Annotated in this window: 13 protein-coding genes and 1 riboswitch; of the genes, 7 read left to right on the top strand and 6 right to left on the bottom strand. The window is 45.6% G+C overall.

Translation table 11 applies throughout. From position 1 onward, the window contains the following. The first annotated feature begins 47 nt into the window (after positions 1 to 47). Complete coding sequence (locus ACFSYC_RS01385) at positions 48 to 800, top strand: hypothetical protein (protein ID WP_377122739.1); 753 nt, start codon at positions 48 to 50, stop codon at positions 798 to 800. A 54-nt stretch (positions 801 to 854) separates the two neighbouring features. Here ACFSYC_RS01385 and ACFSYC_RS01380 read toward each other — a convergent pair whose 3' ends face one another. The 3 genes from ACFSYC_RS01380 to ACFSYC_RS01370 are packed head-to-tail and all read right to left on the bottom strand — an operon-like array spanning position 855 to position 4324. Then, on the bottom strand, positions 855 to 1310 hold the full coding sequence (locus ACFSYC_RS01380; protein ID WP_377122737.1) for a hypothetical protein: 456 nt from the start codon (positions 1308 to 1310) through the stop codon (positions 855 to 857). 17 nt (positions 1311 to 1327) lie between these two features. Next, positions 1328 to 2869 (bottom strand): pyridoxal phosphate-dependent decarboxylase family protein, encoded by a 1542-nt coding sequence (locus ACFSYC_RS01375; protein WP_377122735.1) that lies wholly within the window; start codon positions 2867 to 2869, stop codon positions 1328 to 1330. 6 nt (positions 2870 to 2875) lie between these two features. Continuing rightward, the gene (locus tag ACFSYC_RS01370; protein WP_377122733.1) at positions 2876 to 4324 is read right to left on the bottom strand and encodes a diaminobutyrate--2-oxoglutarate transaminase; all 1449 of its coding nucleotides are present in this window, start codon (positions 4322 to 4324) and stop codon (positions 2876 to 2878) included. Positions 4325 to 4693: 369 nt separating this feature from the next. Here ACFSYC_RS01370 and ACFSYC_RS01365 point away from each other — a divergent pair, with 369 nt between their 5' ends. Further along, positions 4694 to 5254, top strand: coding sequence for a hypothetical protein (locus ACFSYC_RS01365; RefSeq protein WP_377122730.1), 561 nt, complete (start codon positions 4694 to 4696; stop codon positions 5252 to 5254). A gap of 3 nt (positions 5255 to 5257) precedes the next feature. Here ACFSYC_RS01365 and ACFSYC_RS01360 read toward each other — a convergent pair whose 3' ends face one another. Together ACFSYC_RS01360 and ACFSYC_RS01355 are read right to left on the bottom strand one after the other, a co-directional pair. Continuing rightward, positions 5258 to 6445: a glycosyltransferase WbsX family protein gene (locus ACFSYC_RS01360; RefSeq protein WP_377122727.1), complete on the bottom strand. Its 1188-nt coding sequence runs from the start codon at positions 6443 to 6445 to the stop codon at positions 5258 to 5260. A 95-nt stretch (positions 6446 to 6540) separates the two neighbouring features. After that, a complete protein-coding gene (locus ACFSYC_RS01355; protein WP_377122724.1) occupies positions 6541 to 6792 on the bottom strand; it encodes a helix-turn-helix domain-containing protein in 252 nt (83 codons plus the stop codon). 212 nt (positions 6793 to 7004) lie between these two features. After that, a riboswitch (SAM riboswitch) is annotated at positions 7005 to 7116 on the top strand. 47 nt (positions 7117 to 7163) lie between these two features. Between ACFSYC_RS01355 and metH the strand changes: the two genes are divergently transcribed. The 5 genes from metH to hflX all read left to right on the top strand — a co-directional run bounded on the left by metH (position 7164) and on the right by hflX (position 17415). Continuing rightward, positions 7164 to 10853 (top strand): methionine synthase, encoded by a 3690-nt coding sequence (gene metH, locus ACFSYC_RS01350; RefSeq protein WP_377122721.1) that lies wholly within the window; start codon positions 7164 to 7166, stop codon positions 10851 to 10853. A 178-nt stretch (positions 10854 to 11031) separates the two neighbouring features. Continuing rightward, the gene (locus ACFSYC_RS01345) at positions 11032 to 13521 is read left to right on the top strand and encodes a M1 family aminopeptidase (RefSeq protein ID WP_377122718.1); all 2490 of its coding nucleotides are present in this window, start codon (positions 11032 to 11034) and stop codon (positions 13519 to 13521) included. Positions 13522 to 13688: 167 nt separating this feature from the next. After that, positions 13689 to 14552 carry a ThuA domain-containing protein gene (locus ACFSYC_RS01340; RefSeq protein ID WP_377122715.1) on the top strand — a complete coding sequence of 288 codons (864 nt, stop codon included), beginning with the start codon at positions 13689 to 13691 and terminating at the stop codon, positions 14550 to 14552. A 2-nt stretch (positions 14553 to 14554) separates the two neighbouring features. Next, the gene (locus ACFSYC_RS01335) at positions 14555 to 15958 is read left to right on the top strand and encodes a Gfo/Idh/MocA family oxidoreductase (protein ID WP_377122712.1); all 1404 of its coding nucleotides are present in this window, start codon (positions 14555 to 14557) and stop codon (positions 15956 to 15958) included. 272 nt (positions 15959 to 16230) lie between these two features. Further along, positions 16231 to 17415, top strand: a complete 1185-nt coding sequence (hflX, locus tag ACFSYC_RS01330; protein ID WP_377122709.1) for a GTPase HflX — start codon at positions 16231 to 16233, stop codon at positions 17413 to 17415. Positions 17416 to 17525: 110 nt separating this feature from the next. Here hflX and ACFSYC_RS01325 read toward each other — a convergent pair whose 3' ends face one another. Continuing rightward, positions 17526 to 18374 (bottom strand): menaquinone biosynthesis family protein, encoded by an 849-nt coding sequence (locus ACFSYC_RS01325; protein WP_377122706.1) that lies wholly within the window; start codon positions 18372 to 18374, stop codon positions 17526 to 17528. Positions 18375 to 18431 lie beyond the last annotated feature (57 nt).

Here is an 18431-nt window from a genome sequence, read left to right as displayed (position 1 = left end):
GCTGTTTTTCTTTAAAACAAAAAAGTTTCTTTGCGTATTATACCATTATGAGAAGACTACTAAAAACACTAATACTTTCAGCAGGCACTCTGGCTGTAGCAGCCAATGCCAACGCGCAAAGCGACTGGAAAAAAGAGATTTCGGGAACCATGCAAGTGCAAGGTATGTACCGGCAAAGCAAGTTAGGACAGCTTAATACTGTGCTTAATGCTAATGGCATACCCGCCCTGCCAGAAAACAATTACTGGATTAACTTGTCCATGAACCACTCTGTAAAGCGCTGGATCATAGAAGACGGTATAGGCATAAGCATTATGTCTAACTCGGCACCTAATACCACCAATGGTATTAAAGCCAAGTATAACCAGTATCAGGCATTCGGCAGGCTTGGCTATAATGTAGCCACTACCGATAAAATGCGCGCTTTCCCTTTTGTCGGTATCAATTTGTCGGCAGCAAGGTTGCGTATTAAGGATGATACCCGTACGCAAAGCACTTCAGAATTTTCGACGGAACTGTTGAACCTGTCAGCCAGCAAAACGCTATGGAACCCGCGTTTTGGTCTGGAGTTTGGCGCCGGCTTTGACTACCTTATTGGCATGAAAGACAAAACGGTGGACAATTACACCATCCATCGTAGCTTGCCTATTGGGGTAAGGTTTGGTTATTACCTGCAAACCTCAAACAGCCAATGGCGTTTTGACGATAATTACAGGTTAAATAACGGCCCAACCGATAAACAAAGCGGCGTGTTTGTAAACGTAAACATTGGCTTAGGTTATAAATTGCAAAGACCATAATAACAAAAGCCGCCTCATGTATTGAGGCGGCTTTTTTGTTATAAGCTTAAGTTACTAATTGGGCGTGGTCGCCGATTTTTCCTTCAGATATTTCTTATTTACTTCATAGCCGATGATGGCCGGCACGTAAAATAATAGATCAGCTGCTAGTTTGGCTGCTATAATGCCAGCGGTGAACCCCGGTACTATCCGTGGTACAAAATACATCATTGCCGGCCTTATCAATAGGCTATCCAATATCTCGGCAAGCCCAAACTCAACAAATACACCGCGCAGATCTGTCGCCAGGTTTCTTTTTGTGTAAGGTAAATGCTGCTGCTTCTGCACAGCTATAGAACGCCTTATATCGGCCGCTATAATGTATCCAAAATAGGTGATATTGCCGGTCCAGGTGCCTACCAGTGCAATGGTGAGCGCGCTGCCCCCCTGCTGTTTTATAAACCAGGCCGACAGCACTGTTACAGCGGTAGATATCACTTCTGCAGGCAGGTAGCGCTTTACCCACTCCATTATTTTGCTCGCGAGCTTCATGCCAATGAGGTGGTTTGCAGCGTTAATTGCAGCGTTTGCCCCAAGGTTTTAATTTGCCCAAGCAAGTTGGTTACATCATTAAATGTTGTTGTTGGATTAAGCAATGTAAACTTTAAAAATGCTTTGCCGTTAATACTGGTTTGGCCAATAATGGCTTTGCCTGATAATAAAAGATCGGTTTTAATTTGCTCGTTAAGCAGATCGGCAAGCTGTTCATCGTCATCATTTTGTGGCAGATAGCGAAACACCACAGCATTTATAGGCGTGCGGTAAGCCAGTTCAAAATCGGGGTCGCTTTCTATATGATCGCTCACCTGCGCGGCTAATGCTATAGTGGCGTCAATCATCTCTCCAAATTTTTCGATACCGATGTGCTGCATGGCTATAAAGGGCTTCAAAGCATCAAAACGGCGTGTGGTTTGGATAGATTTATAAACCAGGTCTAACATACCCGCTTCCTCATTTCGTTCAGGATTGAGGTAGTCTGCATGCAGCCGGATGTATTCAAAATCAGCCTTGTTTTTCAACATAAAGATCCCGCATGATATAGGCTGGTAAAAAAGCTTGTGGAAATCTATCGTCACCGAGTCGGCAGCGGCTATGCCACGCAATTTATGTTTATGAGTTTGGCTAAACATTAACGCACCGCCATAAGCGGCATCAACATGAAACCACATTTTATGCTGATGTGCGCAATTTGCAAGCTGCTCTAAATTGCCTATTGCGCCAAAGTCGGTTGTGCCGGCGGTAGTAACATAGGCAATAGGTAATAGCCCTTCGGCCGTCAACGCGCTGATGGCCGTTTCCAGGTGTTGAGTGGTTTCTTGTCTTCCGCCGGGTATTTTTACGACTGCGTTGCTGCCTAATCCTAAAATTGAAGCCGATTGTGCCACTGTAAAATGCGCGTCTTCGCCACAAAGGATGCGAAAACGGTGAGCATCTGCCGGTAAGCCCTGGCGTTGAATATCCCAGCCAAGTTGTTGTTTGCTGTACCTGTCGCGTGCAAGCAACAATCCCATAAAATTAGACATGGTACCGCCGCCGGTAAACACGGCATCGCCATCAGTATCAAAACCATATAAAGCACAAAGCTGATCGCATACCGCCTGTTCAATCATGCTGGCAGCAGGCGCCTGGTCCCACGAGTCCATAGACTGGTTAAAGACGCTGATAATCAGTTCGGCAGCTAACGATGACAAAAAGGGCGGGCAATGCAGGTGCGCCAGGCAATGCGGGTGGTATACCGAGATGTTGCTCTCAATGATGAGTTCATGCGTACGCTTTAGCACCTCTTGCAAGCTGGTACCCTGGGCAGGGAAGATATCTATTGCGGCCACCGCCGCTTTTAATTCTGCCGGGCTTTTGCCGTTATAGGGCTGCTGCTGGTTTTCTATTTGTTTGGCAATGGTATTGGCTAAGCCAGATATCATTGTACGATACTGCGCGGCGCTATCGCTGCTGCTAGTTAAAAAATATTGGTTAAAGGCCCTGGCAGATGCCGCCAGAGGATCATCCTGTAAGTTGTCTTGTCCTATCACCTTAAATTAATTTTGATGCGGTAAAAGTTCAAGCTCTGCCGCAGTAACAGCCTCTTCGAATATGGCGCAAATGGCACGCACCTGTCTTTCGTTAACGGTTAAAGGTGGCATAAAGCGCAATACGCTTGATTGACGGCCACCAAGCTCCAGTATTAGCCCGCGCGAAAAACATGCGGCTTGAATACGCCTTGACAGTTGCTCATAACGTGGCGGTTTGCCGCATAGTGTTTCCTGGCTATAAGGATTAACAATTTCTACACCTAGCATAAGGCCCAGTCCGCGGATATCGCCAAGACATGGTTTTGTTAACTGTATGTTTGCTAGTAAAGTTGTAAATAGCTGGCCCATGGCAGCTGCATTTTCAATAAGCTTATGCTCACGGATATGGCGTATTACCGCTGTGCCGGTAGCCATAGCCAGCTGGTTGCCTCTAAATGTGCCTGCATGGGCGCCCGGCCCCCAAACGTCAAGGTCTTTATGGTAAACCACCACTGCCAGGGGCAGTGAGCCACCCACCGCTTTCGACAGGATAACCACATCTGGAATAATGCCGGCATGCTCAAAAGCATACATTTTGCCGGTCCGGCCAATGCCGGTTTGCACTTCGTCAATAATTAGCGGTATGTTTTGCTCTTTGGTGATTTTTCTCAGTCTTTGTAAAAAATCTGCCGATGCGGGTATTTTACCGCCTTCGCCCTGTACCGCTTCAATGATGATACCTGCGGGTTTTACAACACCGCTTTCGTCGTCTGTTAAAATATTGTCAATGTAGTTGCTGCATAGCTCACTGCAGGCAGTGCCATCGTCGCCCATGGGGCTGCGGTAGGTGTACGGGAAAGGCAGAAATTGCACTTCGGGCATTAGGCCGGGTATTTTGCTTTTGCTGCCCAGGTTTCCCATCATGGCAAGTGCGCCATGTGTCATGCCATGGTAGCCGCCATGAAAAGCCATCATGCCGCGTCGGCCGGTAGCTATTTTTACCAGCTTTATAGCAGCTTCAACAGCATCGGCGCCGGACGGGCCGCAAAACTGGATCTTGGCGTTTTTTGCAAATTCTGCAGGTAAACTACTAAGCAGTTCCTGCACAAACTCGTCTTTAACAGGGGTGGTAATGTCTAAAGTCAGCATTGGCAAATTGGCATCTAATTGTTGCCGTATGGCATCCTGAACAACCGGGTGATTATGGCCAAGGGCCAATGCGCCGGCGCCCGACAGGCAATCGTAATAAACATTGTCGTCGGTGTCCTTAATGTACATCCCCTTAGCCTTGCTTATAGCAAAAGTAAGTTTGCGCGGATAGCTCCGTGCGTTTGACTCTGTAGACGCCTGTCTTTCTAAGTAGGCGCTGTTGTTAGGGCCGGTAGCCGCCTGTCGCAGCTCTCCGGGATAGGTGTTGATTAAGCCTAAAGCAGCAAGATCCTGCGCTTCAATAGCTTCGCTGGTTGGTGTTAACATGTTGTTTAAATGTGGGTTCAATAGTTTATTAGGGTGGCAATATTCTGTCTCTTAAAGAGACAGTTGGAAAGGCTGTGTTCGAAAGATTTCGGCTGTCAATAATGGCGCAAGATACATCAAGCATGTTAATTAGCAAAGCGTTAGATAAGTATTAACAATAACTTAACACTGATTTTTCAAAGGATAATTATGTGGTGCTGATTGCCTTGGATGCCTGTTGCAGCAGAAAATATTTACTATGCTAATAAGGCCTATAAAAGCTGTACCGATAAATAACCACTCAATACCAAAGGGAACAACTATTGAGTAATGCATCGATTATTTGCAATTTGGCACAATAACTGCACTATCCCATAAAACATCCAAACTATGCTAACCATACTACCTAATAACAAGCAAGACACACTGAAGGCCGGCTTAAAACAAGTATTTGCCAACCTGGCTAAAGACGGCTTTAAACGCATCTATAATCATATTGACCAGCAGACCATTAAAAGGGGCGTTGACGAAATGGGTATAGACAAGTTTGTTAACCAATGCGCGTTGTTGGCGGCAGGTAGCGGGGCTGTTACGGGTGTGGGTGGCTTTGCAACCATGCTGGTTGGTGTACCGTTAGACATGACCAACTTGATTGCCCAGCAGTTTAGGGTAACTCTGGCCGTTAATTACTACAAAACCGGCCGAAGCAAGGTGAGCTTCCTGGAGCTTCTGGGCATCGTAGCCTCATCATTAAGTGTCGACGCTGGTTTGGCAGTATCAAAAAGAGTTGTTGAAGAGGTAGCCTCTAAGCTCCTCCTCGTTTTGGGCTCAAAATCTGCTCGCAGGCTGGTGCCTGTAGTCGGTGCGGTAATAGGTGGCTCGACTAATTATATGTTCATAAAAAAAGTAGCTAGAGACTTGCTGGCTAAGCAAGATTATACCGGTTACTAAGGATTATTTACCATCTAAAAACACCTGTTTAATAGCCTGCAGATATCCGTAACCATACTTGTTGTCTGGTTGCAGATAGCTGGTTTCGGTCCATTCGTTCCAACTGTTAATCGTAATTAGCGGCACTTGTTTGGGGTGCGCATCTACATAGGCTTTGGCCATGCGCAAGCCCTTGGCAAAGTTCTCGGGCGTATTGTTTTTAACCACGGCGCTACGGCCGGTACGGGGGCTATTATCCCAACCCACGCTAATGTGCGGGTAGTAGGGTATCTCAAACTGGGCGTCGTTGCGGTCCCATTCTTTTTTTACATTATCCAGAATGTTAAGGTAATCATCATTAACATTTACAAAATGCGCAAACTGGTAATGGGTTGAACTAGTAAAGCCCAGCTTTTTAACAAAGGCATTCTGCGGTCGCTCTGTCTTGCTGCCGTCGAAACCGCTGTAATTTAGGTTAATACCCCACATGGTCAGCTGCAACTCAAGGCCAGGGAAACCGGCACGTTTAGTTTCGTCTTTAAACCATTGCAAGGCAGCAACGGCCTGTTCCATACCGCCAAGGCCGTTTATCAGCTGGGGCACATCGTAGATCATGTACACCGGCTTGCCGTTTATTTTGTAATAGTTGGGTTGCTTAAAGTATTTTTCGATCGTGCGTTTGCAAATCTTCTCAAACTCGTCGCGGCTTACACGCCCCTGCCATATCACGTTGTCCTCGTTATATTTATTCAGGCGTACATCCCAGGTGTTTACCACATCGTGGTTGGCCCACATCAGGTAAAACTTCATTTTGTCCTTATTCTCCGCCTTCAGGAAACCGTTGTTGAGGGTAGTCTCCATAAACGCACGGCCATCATACCAGTACCAATCAAAAATGAATACGTTAACGCCGTGTTTGGTAGCTTCATTTATCTCCATCGCCATTACAGACGGGTCAGCCTCATTAATGGTGCCCCATATAGGCTTGCGGTCCCAATAAAACCCCGGGAAACGGTCCTGCACGCTGGTAACGGTTTCCCATTCGCCAATGCCTTTGGGCCAAAAGGGGCGCAGGCGCGGGTCGTCGTTTACGTAGGCCGGGTATAAAAAGGCTGCTATGTCGTATTTTTTAGTTTGTGCTGTCGCGATATTGCCAAAAGACAAAACAGACAGCGCCATTAACAATATGGTATGTTTAAATTGGATAGTCATTACAGGAACTCTTACAGGTGTAAAATCGGTTATCCAAATCTGAGTATTTCAGATCCAAAAACCGTCATGCACTGTCTGATTGTTAACAGATGGCCTCACTCTGCTTTACTGGGCGGATGAATAGACACCATGTTTGTCGACAGCAACGTGCCGGGGGCGATATCCAATACTTCGGCAATTTTATACAGGCGTTCAATAGTAAGTTTGGTTTTAGACATTTCCATTTTGCTGTACGCATTTTGGGTAACGTTAAGCTCCTTTGCCATATCCACTTGCGACAGTCGCATAGCAGTGCGTCTGTCTTTGATATTAGCAGCAACGGCTCTTAAGTGAGTATCTACATTCATGATTAATTGTACTTTAATTAAATACTTAAAGTTAAGAGCTAGCTTTTTAATAAATAAGCAATTTGCGCAATGAATGAAATGAATAAACCCATGTTTTTACAACCAAAGGCTATTTTAAACCAGGCCAAATTGTAAGAAGAATTACGCTGCACGCCCAGATACCACCCGTTAATTTGAATTGCTAATTACCAACTTATTACGCATCTTTGCGCTGCTTATAAAGAAAGATGGAGGGATTAGACCCTGCGATGTCTTAGCAACCTGTTACTATACAAGGTGCTACATTCTACTCAGTAGAGCCATGGGCCATGAGACAAATAAGTGAAAGTCAAGATACACCGCCCGACTTTTCTAAGTAAGCAGCTCAGCAAATGGATATTAAAGAAGAATTAAGAAAGCGTATACTCATTATCGATGGTGCAATGGGTACCATGATACAGCGTTACCAGCTAAGCGAGAAAGATTTTCGTGGCGAACGCTTTAAAGATCACCCGAGCGATCTGCAAGGTAATAACGACCTGCTTAACCTTACGCGCCCGGATGTGATTAAAGCCATACATGCAGAATACCTGGATGCCGGCGCGGATATCATTGAAACTAACACCTTCAGCACGCAGATAATTTCGCTGGCCGATTATAACCTGGAGGAGCTGGCTTACGAGATGAGTTATGAAGGCGCCCGTATTGCCCGCGAGGTTGTAGATGAATACAATATAAAAACACCCAATAAACCGCGTTTTGTGGCCGGTGCGGTTGGTCCTACTAACCGTACAGCGTCACTATCACCGGATGTGAACGACCCGGGTTACCGTGCTGTTACCTTTGATAATTTAGCCGATGCCTATTACGACCAGATCCGTGGATTAGTTGATGGTGGGTCTGACGTGTTGTTGATAGAAACTATATTTGATACGTTGAATGCAAAGGCAGCCCTATTTGCTGCTGATAGATACGCACAAGAGAGCGGCAAGCATTTACCTATCATGATATCGGGCACCATTACCGATGCTTCGGGCCGTACCCTTTCGGGACAAACGGTTGAGGCTTTTTGGAACTCGGTAAGCCATGCTAATTTATTGTCTGTAGGCTTAAATTGCGCTTTAGGCGCTAAAGAGATGCGACCGCACATTCAGGAATTGTCTGAGAAAGCCAATGTGTTTATCTCTGCCTATCCAAACGCAGGCTTACCAAACGAGTTTGGCCAATATGATGAAACACCGCACGAGACTGCCCACCAGGTAGACGACTTTATAAAATCAGGTCTTGTAAATATTGTTGGTGGCTGCTGCGGCACCACGCCGGATCACATCAAATGTATTGCCGAGCGTGCCGAAAAATATTCGCCGCGCCTCGTACCTGAGGTTGCTCCATTTATGCGCCTAAGCGGGTTAGAGGCCGTTACCATTACCCCCGAAAGCATTTTTGTAAACGTAGGCGAGCGTACCAACATTACCGGTTCGCCAAAATTCTCAAAGCTGATACTGGCCGAGAATTACGAAGAGGCCCTAACCGTTGCCCGCCAGCAAGTAGAAGGCGGCGCGCAGGTGATAGACATCAATATGGACGAGGGTATGATAGACTCGGAAGCCGTGATGGTTAAGTTCCTCAACCTGGTTGCGTCTGAGCCTGATATCTCTAAGCTGCCTATCATGATCGATTCATCAAAATGGACGGTTATTGAGGCTGGTTTAAAATGTATACAGGGCAAGGGCATCGTTAACTCTATCTCGCTGAAAGAAGGCGAAGAAAAGTTTAAAGAATATGCCCGCAAAATATTAAGCTATGGCGCCGCTACGGTAGTAATGGCTTTTGATGAAACCGGACAGGCCGATAACCTGGAGCGCCGTAAAGAAATTTGCCAGCGCTCTTACAATATATTAGTTAACGAAGTTGGTTTCCCGCCACAGGATATCATTTTTGATCCAAACATCCTGACGGTAGCTACCGGTTTAGAGGAGCACAACAATTACGCGGTTGACTTTATTGATGCCACCCGCTGGATAAAACAAAACCTTCCCTACGCTAAAGTGAGCGGTGGTGTGAGTAATATATCATTCTCTTTTAGGGGTAACAATGTGGTGCGCGAAGCAATGCACTCGGCCTTTTTGTACCATGCTATTAAGGCAGGCATGGATATGGGTATTGTTAACGCCGGGATGCTGGAGGTTTACCAGGAAATTGATAAGGAGTTATTAGTTTTAGTAGAAGATGTGCTGCTAAACCGCAGAGACGATGCTACTGAACGTTTGGTTGAATATGCCGATACCGTAAAAAGCAAAGGCAAAGAGATTGTGCGCGACGAAGAGTGGCGCAAAGAACCGGTTGAAACCCGTTTATCGCACGCGCTGGTAAAAGGCATTATTGAATACCTGGATGCTGACGTTGAAGAAGCACGCCAGAAATATGCCAAGCCGCTAGAAGTAATTGAAGGCCCGTTAATGGACGGGATGAATATTGTAGGCGACTTGTTTGGCGCCGGTAAAATGTTTTTACCGCAGGTGGTAAAATCGGCCCGTGTAATGAAAAAAGCCGTGGCTTACCTGCTGCCATTTATTGAGCTGGAAAAACAACGTGTTATTGATGCCGGAGAAGATTCGAGCGGAAGCCGTGCCAACGCCGGTAAAATATTGATGGCTACTGTAAAAGGCGATGTTCATGATATTGGTAAAAACATTGTAGGCGTGGTACTGGCTTGTAATAATTTCGAGATTATTGATCTTGGGGTTATGGTACCGGCGCAAAGGATCATTGAAGAAGCTAAAAACCAAAACGTAGATATCATTGGACTGAGCGGATTAATCACCCCGTCGTTAGACGAGATGGTGCATTTTGCTAAAGAGATGGAACGCCAGGAGTTTACTATCCCCTTGATAGTTGGCGGCGCTACCACTTCCCGCATCCACGCGGCAGTAAAAATAGACCCTAATTACTCGGGCGCGGCCATACACGTATTGGATGCATCGCGTAGCGTAACGGTGTGCAGCAGCCTGATGAATGCAGACACCCGTGATGCCTACATAAAAGGCATAAAAGACGAATACGCTAAAGCCCGCGAGGCACACGCTAATAAAAAGTCTGACAAACGATTTGTAACGCTTGAGCAGGCCCGTGCTGATAAATTTAAGATCGACCTTGATAAGGTTGCGCCAAAACCTGCCTTTACAGGCACCAAGGTTTTTGAAGCGTATCCGCTGGCAGATCTGGTTCCTTATATTGATTGGACACCTTTTTTCCATACCTGGGAGCTGCGCGGCAGTTATCCAAAAATATTCGACGACAAGTTTGTAGGCATCGAAGCTAAAAAGCTTTACGATGATGCACAGGAGCTATTGAAAAGAATAGTGGACAATAACCTGCTGCAAGCTAATGGTGTTATCGGTTTCTGGCCGGCTAATACCGTGGGTGACGACATTGAGTTATATACTGATGAAAGCCGCACACAGTTATTGTCGCGCATCCATACCCTGCGCCAACAGTCAGAAAAAGTTAAAGGCGATCCATATTATGCCTTATCAGACTTTGTAGCCGATAAAGAAAGCGGCGTTGCAGATTACTTTGGTGGTTTTGCTGTAACAACAGGTATTGGTTGCGATGAACTGGTTGCCGAGTTTGAGAAAGACCACGATGACTATAACAGCATTATGGCCAAAGCCATTGCCGACCGTTTGGCCGAAGCCTTTGCAGAGAAAATGCACGAACTGGTGCGTAAAGAATACTGGGGCTACTCAACCGGAGAAGACTTGACGGTGGAAGAATTGGTAAAGGAGGAGTATCAAGGTATCCGCCCGGCACCGGGATATCCGGCCTGCCCGGAGCATACCGAAAAGACCACCCTGTTTGACTTACTAAAAGCCGAAGATAACGCGCATATGCACCTTACCGAAAGTTTAGCCATGATGCCGGCAGCATCTGTAAGTGGATTTTACTTCGCGCATCCGCAATCAAGATACTTTGGCCTGAACAAGATCAGTAAAGATCAGATTGAAGATTATGCCACCAGGAAAAACATGACTGTGGAAACGGTTGAACGCTGGTTAGGGCCAAATTTGAATTATCAATAGAAACAACATTGATGTTTCGCATATTAATGATCGCTGCAATAATTTGCAGCGATCATTTTTGTTTAGTCCTGTCCATACCAGCAATAGTTATACTGGCCGCTGTAACATTTTCTCCGTTTAGCTGTCTAACCTATTGTTAAAACTTGTAATTTAGCTTATAACTGACTCTCTTAAATACATGAAAAAAACCACGCTCGCCGGTTTAGCAGCCGGTATTGTAATTGCCACCGCTTCATTGGGTGTTGCCACCGCGCAAGAAACGCAACCAGCAAACCCCAAAATGAATATCTACCGGGCCACGCCACCGCGTATTAATGATTTGGTACACACCAAGCTGGCCGTAAGTTTTGATTATAAAAAACGCTACCTGTACGGCAAAGAATGGATAACACTTAAGCCACATTTTTACCCAACCGATACTTTAAGGCTTGACGCTAAAGGCATGGACATTAAAACCATTGCCATTGTTAAAAACGGCCAAAATATCCCGCTAAAATTTAAATACCAGGACAGCCTGAGCCTGGCTATTACGCTGGATAAGGTTTATCGTAACAACGAAACTTATATCGTTTACATTGATTATACGTCAAAACCTAACGAGCTGCATGTAAAAGGCAGCGCGGCTATCAGCGATGCCAAAGGTTTGTACTTTATTAACCCTGACGGTACCGAAAAAGATAAGCCAACCCAAATTTGGACGCAAGGCGAAACTGAGGCATCGTCATGCTGGTTCCCTACGATAGATCAGGGTCAGCAAAAAACTACTGCGGAGATAGCGATGACCGTGCCTGCGAAATATGTTTCACTGTCAAACGGTAAACTGACATCGCAAAAAGTTAATGGAAATGGCACCCGTACCGATGTGTGGAAGCAAGACCTGCCACACTCGCCCTACCTGTTTATGATGGCCGTTGGCGATTTTAAGATCTATAAAGACAAATGGCGCGACAAAGAGGTAAACTATTACCTGGAGCCTAAGTACGCGCCTTACGCCAAACAAATTTTTGGCGATACGCCGGAACAAATTGAATTTTACTCAAAAACCTTAGGTGTCGATTATCCATGGGCTAAGTACGCTCAAATTGTTGTTCGCGATTATGTGAGTGGTGCGATGGAAAATACATCGGCTACCTTACACGGCGATTACGTGCAGCTAACCCCACGCGAATTGCTTGATGCCGGTTATGATGCCGGACGCAGCACCATTGCACACGAGCTGTTCCATCAGTGGTTTGGTGACTTGGTTACTGCCGAAAGCTGGAGCAATTTGACAGTTAATGAGTCGTTTGCTGATTTTAGCGAGATGCTTTGGGCCGAACATAAATATGGGCAAGACGAAGCAGACGCACATAACTACGCCGGTATGATGGGTTATATGGGTAACCCGGAGAACAGAACCAAAAACCTGGTGCGTTTTAATTATGCTGATAAGGAAGAAGTGTTTGATGGCGTTACCTACCAAAAAGGTGGCCGTATATTAAACATGCTGCGCAACTATTTGGGTAAAGAGGCTTTTTATAAAGGCTTAAACATCTACCTTAAAACGAATGCTTTTAAAGCCGGCGAAGCACAACAACTGCGCTTAGCCTTAGAAGAAGCCAGCGGCCGCGATTTGAGCTGGTACTTTAACCAATGGTATTATGGTGCCGGTCATCCTACACTTAAAATAGGCTACAAATGGGACGAGGCTACTAAAACGCAAACCGTTTACCTTACTCAAACACAGGACGGCAATGGTTTTATACTGCCAATGGCGGTTGACATTTATGCCGGTGGTAAAAAAACCCGCCACAACGTTTGGATGAACGACAAAGCTGACACGCTGACTTTTAAATCAGACGTAAAGCCTGACCTGGTTAACGTTGATGGCGATAAAATTTTATTGGCAAAAAAGAACGACAGCAAAACATTGGACGAGTATGTTTACCAATACTTTAATGCGCCATTATGGATGGACCGTATGGAAGCTATAACAGCTGCAACGCCTGAACAAGGCAATGCCGGTGCCCGTAAAGTGATGTTGGCTGCGCTTAAAGATAAATACTTTGGTTTGCGGATACAGGCTATCAAAGGCTTAACCATGGGTAATGATGATGTGCGTAACGCTGCTCAACCTATTTTAATGGACCTTGCAAAAAATGATGCTAACACGTTAGTGCGGGCTTCCGCCATATCTGTTTTGGGTAAAATGAAAGCTGCAGGCATGATGACCTTGTTTAACGAATCATTAAAAAGCCAATCGTATGCCGTGCAGGGTGCTGCGGTTAATGCTATTTTATTGCAAGACCCGCAACAAGGCTTAACACTTGCCAAAGGTTTTGAAAGCGATAACAAAGGTGCTTTAACACAAGCATTGGTACGGGCCTATGCAACCGCAGGTGGAGATGCCGAATGGCCATTTGTTTCAAAACAGTTTAATGATGCCGGCTTAAATACCAAGTTTGCATTAATGCCAGAATATGCCGCTATGGCGGGCAGGGTTAAAAACCCCGCGTATGCGCAAGATGCTATAAGCCAAATTAAAGATCTTGGTATTAAATACAAGCCTTATGGCGTTGGTCCGCGCGTTATTGAATTGATAACTGTGATTAAAACCGGCCGCGAAAAGCAAGGTGATGCCGCCTCGGTAAAAGCTGCTAATGAAGCTATAGCCGCGATGGGTAACTAACAACACTAATTGAAAACAAAAAAGGGAGATCTAGCGGTCTCCCTTTTTTGTTGCTGCTAATTTAGTACTGGTTTATTTTATATTAGTAACATAAAGCATGGGTAAACTTTAATATTATTGTATAATCAATATTAACCTGTAGGCTGCCTTGCCGTTGTAATAATTTCATGCTGACCATTAAAATGTATAAAGCTGTGTTGCTGTTTGCGTGGGTATTTGCCTTGCCGGCCTTTACAATGGCGCAAAATATCAGCCTGAAAAATAAGAAAGTACTCGTGTACACCCGTAATGGAAAGGGATATGTGCATGACAACACCACTGCAACTGCCAAGTGTATTCAAAAGCTTGGGGTTGACAATGGCTTTACGGTTGATACCACCAGCAATCCAACGGTTTATACCGAAGCTAACCTTAAGGAATATACGCTGGTCATCTTCGCCAGTACTAATAATAATGTTTTTGATACCGATGCGCAGCGCCTGGCTTTTCGCAGGTATATAGAAGCGGGTGGTGGCTTTATAGGCCTGCATTCTGCCGTTGGCACAGAGCGCAACTGGACCTGGTTTAAGCAAATGCTGGGCGGCAGTTTTGCCTGGCACCCGCCGCATCAAAAATTTACGGTGCGGGTTATTGATCCCTCGCATCCTACAACACAAAAACTACCGGCAAGCTGGCAACCTGCCCTGGGCGACGAGTGTTATTTTTTAAAAGAGTTTTACCCCGGCATTAAGGTAACCGCAGTGCATGATATAGCTACATTAAACCAGCGCGACTCTGTAGCCATCAAAAAAAATGCAGGCAGCTTTGCTGCTTTAATACCCGCCGAGTGGTACCAACGTTTTGACGGCGGCAACATTTGGATAACCACCTTAGGGCATGACAAAGAATACTACAGCCGGCCAGACTTTGCTGATCATATCCTGGATGGCATTAAATACATAACAGCAATATCAAAAAACCTTGATTACAACAAGGCTTACGCAACAGCTAAAGACGCACCGGTAGACTATTACAATGCATTAAACAAATAGATATGGACGCTAAAAGCCCCTACACCCGTCGTAATTTTATTAAAACTGCTGCTGTTGCTACGGCTGCTATCGGCGTACCTACCATTGTGCCATCGTCGGTATTCGGTAAAAGCGCGCCCAGCAATAAGATCAACATTGGCCAGATTGGCTGCGGGCGCATAGCTACCGGGCATGACCTGGTAGAAACTTTCAGATACGACCAGGCCCGCATTATGGCCATTGCCGATGTAGACCGCAACCGCCTGCAAAGTGGTAAACGGTTGGTAGAAGGTTGGTACGATAAGAAGATGGCCACCAGCAAATACATCGACATAAAAATTTATGACGATTACCACGCGCTATTAGCTAATAAGGATGTAGACGCCGTCATCATCAGCACGCCCGACCATTGGCACGCGCAGCCTGCTATTGAAGCTGCTTTTGCAGGTAAGCATATTTACCTGCAAAAGCCAACATCGCTAACGATTGAAGAGGGTAGGGCTATGGCCGATGCGGTAACTAAATCTGGTGTCACCTTCCAGTTAGGCAGCCAGCAGCGGGGCAATAAACCATGGCCGCAATTCAAAAAAGCCTGCGAACTGGTGCGTAACGGACGCATAGGTAAACTGCATACCGTACATGTGGGCCTTCCGGCTGATATTGTTGGCGGCAATACTGCTGAAATGCCTATCCCCGAGAGGCTGAATTACAATATGCTGCTGGGCTCGACCCCATGGATTTATTACACGCAAGACAGGGCACATTCGCCAACAGATATAGGCTCTCGCGGTGGCTGGTTGCGTTGCGAGCAGTTTGGCGCGGGCATGATAACCGGCTGGGGGGTGCACCATATTGACATTGCGCATTGGGGCATGAACAACGAATATACCGGCCCGATAGAGGTTGAGGGTCATGCGTCGTTCCCTAAAACAGGCTTGTGGGATGTGCACCTCGACTTTGATATAAAAGCCAAGTATGCCAACGGCGTTACTATGCTCATTAACAGCAAAAACACCAACGGAATAAAGTTTGAAGGTACCGAAGGCTGGATCTTTGTGGCCCGGGATGGCGGAGGTGTTACCGCATCTGATCCGGTGGCTGGTAAAAATGCCGCCCTAATGGCCAGTGATCCTAAGATACTCAGTTCCGTCATAGGCCAAAATGAGATACAACTGTATGCCGACGACCACGAGCAGCACGGCAACTGGCTGGACTGTATCGAAAATAAAAAACCAACAATCAGCCCGGCCGAGGTAGCGCACCGCTCATGCAGTGCTTGCCTGGTGGCTCATATTGCCATGAAAGTACCCGGTAAACTATACTGGGACCCTAAAACAGAAAAGTTTAAAAACAACGCAGAGGCTAATAAGCTGTTATCCAGAACGCAGCGCTACCCCTACGGCACCAATTATATTAAAAAAGCTTAGTTGCTAACAATTAAATAAGCCATTAGTCCTCGCTTATGTCGAAAATATGCCTGTGGTAAAGCTTCCCAATACTTCACGTAATATGCCTATCGTCAAAGTAGATCTTACTAAATACAATATGCCCATAGTTGGCATGGATCACCCTGTAATAACTGATCAGAGGAACAATGATCCGATAGGCGTGCCTGTAAAACCATAAGTATTCTGCTTGTGGTGTAATGACAAACTGGCCTTTTTTGTAAATTGGCACTTTGATTGTTATTTAATTATTAATGAAACAAAAAGTTTATGATACTGCTGTGAAGCAGGAGCGTGCTATACTGGTTGGCGTTATTACCGCTAACGAGACGGACGAGCGCGCCAAAGAATATTTAGAAGAGTTAAAATTTTTAGTAGACACCGCCGGTGCTGAAACGGTTAAGACATTTACCCAAAAACTGCAAAAGCCTGATAGGGCTACATTTGTAGGCTCAGGCCGACTGGAGGATATTAAAGCTTTTGTAAAAGAAGAAGAGATTGATATTGTAGTGTTTGACGATGAGCTAACCCCATCGCAACTGCGAAATATAGCTAACGAACTACAGGTTAAAATTCTTGACCGCAATAACCTGATACTGGACATTTTTGCCAATCGTGCGCAAACTGCGCAGGCAAAGACCCAGGTTGAGCTGGCGCAGCTGCAATACCTGCTGCCCCGCCTTACCCGTATGTGGACTCACTTAGAGCGTCAAAAAGGTGGTATCGGTATGCGTGGCCCGGGTGAGAGCCAGATTGAGACTGACCGCAGGTTGATCTTAGACAAAATCTCGGTACTAAAAGATCGCCTGAAAGTAATTGACCGCCAAAACGAAACACAGCGTAAAAACCGCACCGCCATGGTGAGGGCCGCGCTGGTAGGCTATACCAACGTAGGCAAGTCGACGATCATGAATATGATCTCGAAGTCTGAAGTGTTCGCAGAGAACAAGTTGTTTGCTACGCTGGATACGACGGTGCGCAAGGTGGTGATAGAGAATGTGCCTTTTTTATTGTCAGACACCGTAGGCTTTATTCGCAAACTACCGCACGATTTAGTAGAGTGTTTTAAATCAACATTAGACGAAGTGCGCGAGGCCGATCTGCTGATTCACGTTGTTGACGTATCGCACCCAAGTTTTGAGGATCAGATACGCGCGGTAAACGAAACGCTGAAAGATATCGGCGCCAGTGATAAGCAAATGATAACGGTTTTTAATAAGATAGACGCTTTTAAGCCCTTTCAAATGCATCCCGAAGATGAAGCCGAACCGGTAACGCTGGAGGATTTTAAAAACAGTTGGATGGCTAAAAACAACAGCCCGGCAATCTTCATATCAGCGACAGAAAAACAAAACATCGACGAGTTTAGAGACATGATTTACAAATATGTAATGCAGTTACATGTGGATAGGTATCCGTATGATAATTTGTTGTATTAGGACCAACCGTCACTAGATTTGTCATTGCGAGGAACGAAGCAATCGCAAGAAGGAAAGTAGCTCACCTATCAGCGTGCGATTGCTTCGTTCCTCGCAATGACAATATGATATTATGTTAAAAATAGCCCCTTTTCAATCACCGGGATGATCCCTTTCTCCAACGCTGTGTCAAACAACAGCCGGATAGCCTTCCTTCCTTCTTCGCCCAAATCAACAGAATATTTATTGACGTATAGGTCGATGTGTTTATACATCACCTCTTCGCTCATTTCCTGGGCGTGTTGACGGATGAAGTTAAGGCCCGATTTTGGGTTGGCAAAAGCATATTCAACAGATTTGCGCAGTACCCGGTTTATTTTATGCTGAACAGCTAATGGTAAATTACGGTTAGCTACGATGCCGCCGAGCGGGATAGCGCAGCCGGTTTCTTTTTCCCAGTAATCGCCCAGGTCGATGATCTTTTTGAGGCCCTTGTCCTGGTAAGTAAAACGATTTTCGTGGATGATAAGGCCTGCATCAACCCGGCCCTCTAAAACTGCGTTTTCAATATCAGAGAATACCAGCTCAACTTTGTTTGTCGCATTGGGGAACGCCAATCCCAATAAAAAATTAGCTGTGGTGTATTTACCGGGGATGCCGATTTTGAGATTTGGATTTTGAGACTTGAGATTTGAGGAGATCTCGTCGGGATTATCTTTACAAATCAACATCGGCCCCACCCCAAAACCTAGTGCGCTGCCTGCATCTAACAGTACATATTGATTAGCTACGTAGGCAAAAGCGTGATAGCTTAGTTTGGTAATATCCAGCTCGCCGCGTACCGCTTTTTGATTCAGAGTTTCTACATCGTCATAAAAAACCTCAAAGTCCAATCCTTCGGTATCAATTTTATGATGAATAAGCGCGTCGAAAATAAAGGTATCGTTAGGGCATGGCGAAAAGCCGAGCGTTAATTTCATAGTTGTGTGCTGAGTGAGTGCAGACTTGCGAGTAATGAACGTAGATAGTAAAAACAA

The sequence above is a fragment of the Mucilaginibacter antarcticus genome (assembly GCF_042686155.1).
GTDB classification, from domain to species: domain Bacteria; phylum Bacteroidota; class Bacteroidia; order Sphingobacteriales; family Sphingobacteriaceae; genus Mucilaginibacter; species Mucilaginibacter antarcticus.
This window is presented reverse-complemented; position numbering and strand designations above follow the sequence as displayed.

Bases quoted from the DNA above. Each gene is read 5' to 3' on its own strand.
- ACFSYC_RS01335 (WP_377122712.1), top strand. From the start codon at position 14,555: ATGGACGCTAAAAGCCCCTACACCCGTCGTAATTTTATTAAAACTGCT.
- ACFSYC_RS01360 (WP_377122727.1), bottom strand. From the start codon at position 6,445: ATGACTATCCAATTTAAACATACCATATTGTTAATGGCGCTGTCTGTT.
- ACFSYC_RS01370 (WP_377122733.1), bottom strand. From the start codon at position 4,324: ATGTTAACACCAACCAGCGAAGCTATTGAAGCGCAGGATCTTGCTGCT.
- ACFSYC_RS01355 (WP_377122724.1), bottom strand. From the start codon at position 6,792: ATGAATGTAGATACTCACTTAAGAGCCGTTGCTGCTAATATCAAAGAC.
- ACFSYC_RS01340 (WP_377122715.1), top strand. From the start codon at position 13,689: ATGCTGACCATTAAAATGTATAAAGCTGTGTTGCTGTTTGCGTGGGTA.
- hflX (WP_377122709.1), top strand. From the start codon at position 16,231: ATGAAACAAAAAGTTTATGATACTGCTGTGAAGCAGGAGCGTGCTATA.
- metH (WP_377122721.1), top strand. From the start codon at position 7,164: ATGGATATTAAAGAAGAATTAAGAAAGCGTATACTCATTATCGATGGT.
- ACFSYC_RS01380 (WP_377122737.1), bottom strand. From the start codon at position 1,310: ATGGAGTGGGTAAAGCGCTACCTGCCTGCAGAAGTGATATCTACCGCT.
- ACFSYC_RS01345 (WP_377122718.1), top strand. From the start codon at position 11,032: ATGAAAAAAACCACGCTCGCCGGTTTAGCAGCCGGTATTGTAATTGCC.
- ACFSYC_RS01325 (WP_377122706.1), bottom strand. From the start codon at position 18,374: ATGAAATTAACGCTCGGCTTTTCGCCATGCCCTAACGATACCTTTATT.
- ACFSYC_RS01365 (WP_377122730.1), top strand. From the start codon at position 4,694: ATGCTAACCATACTACCTAATAACAAGCAAGACACACTGAAGGCCGGC.
- ACFSYC_RS01385 (WP_377122739.1), top strand. From the start codon at position 48: ATGAGAAGACTACTAAAAACACTAATACTTTCAGCAGGCACTCTGGCT.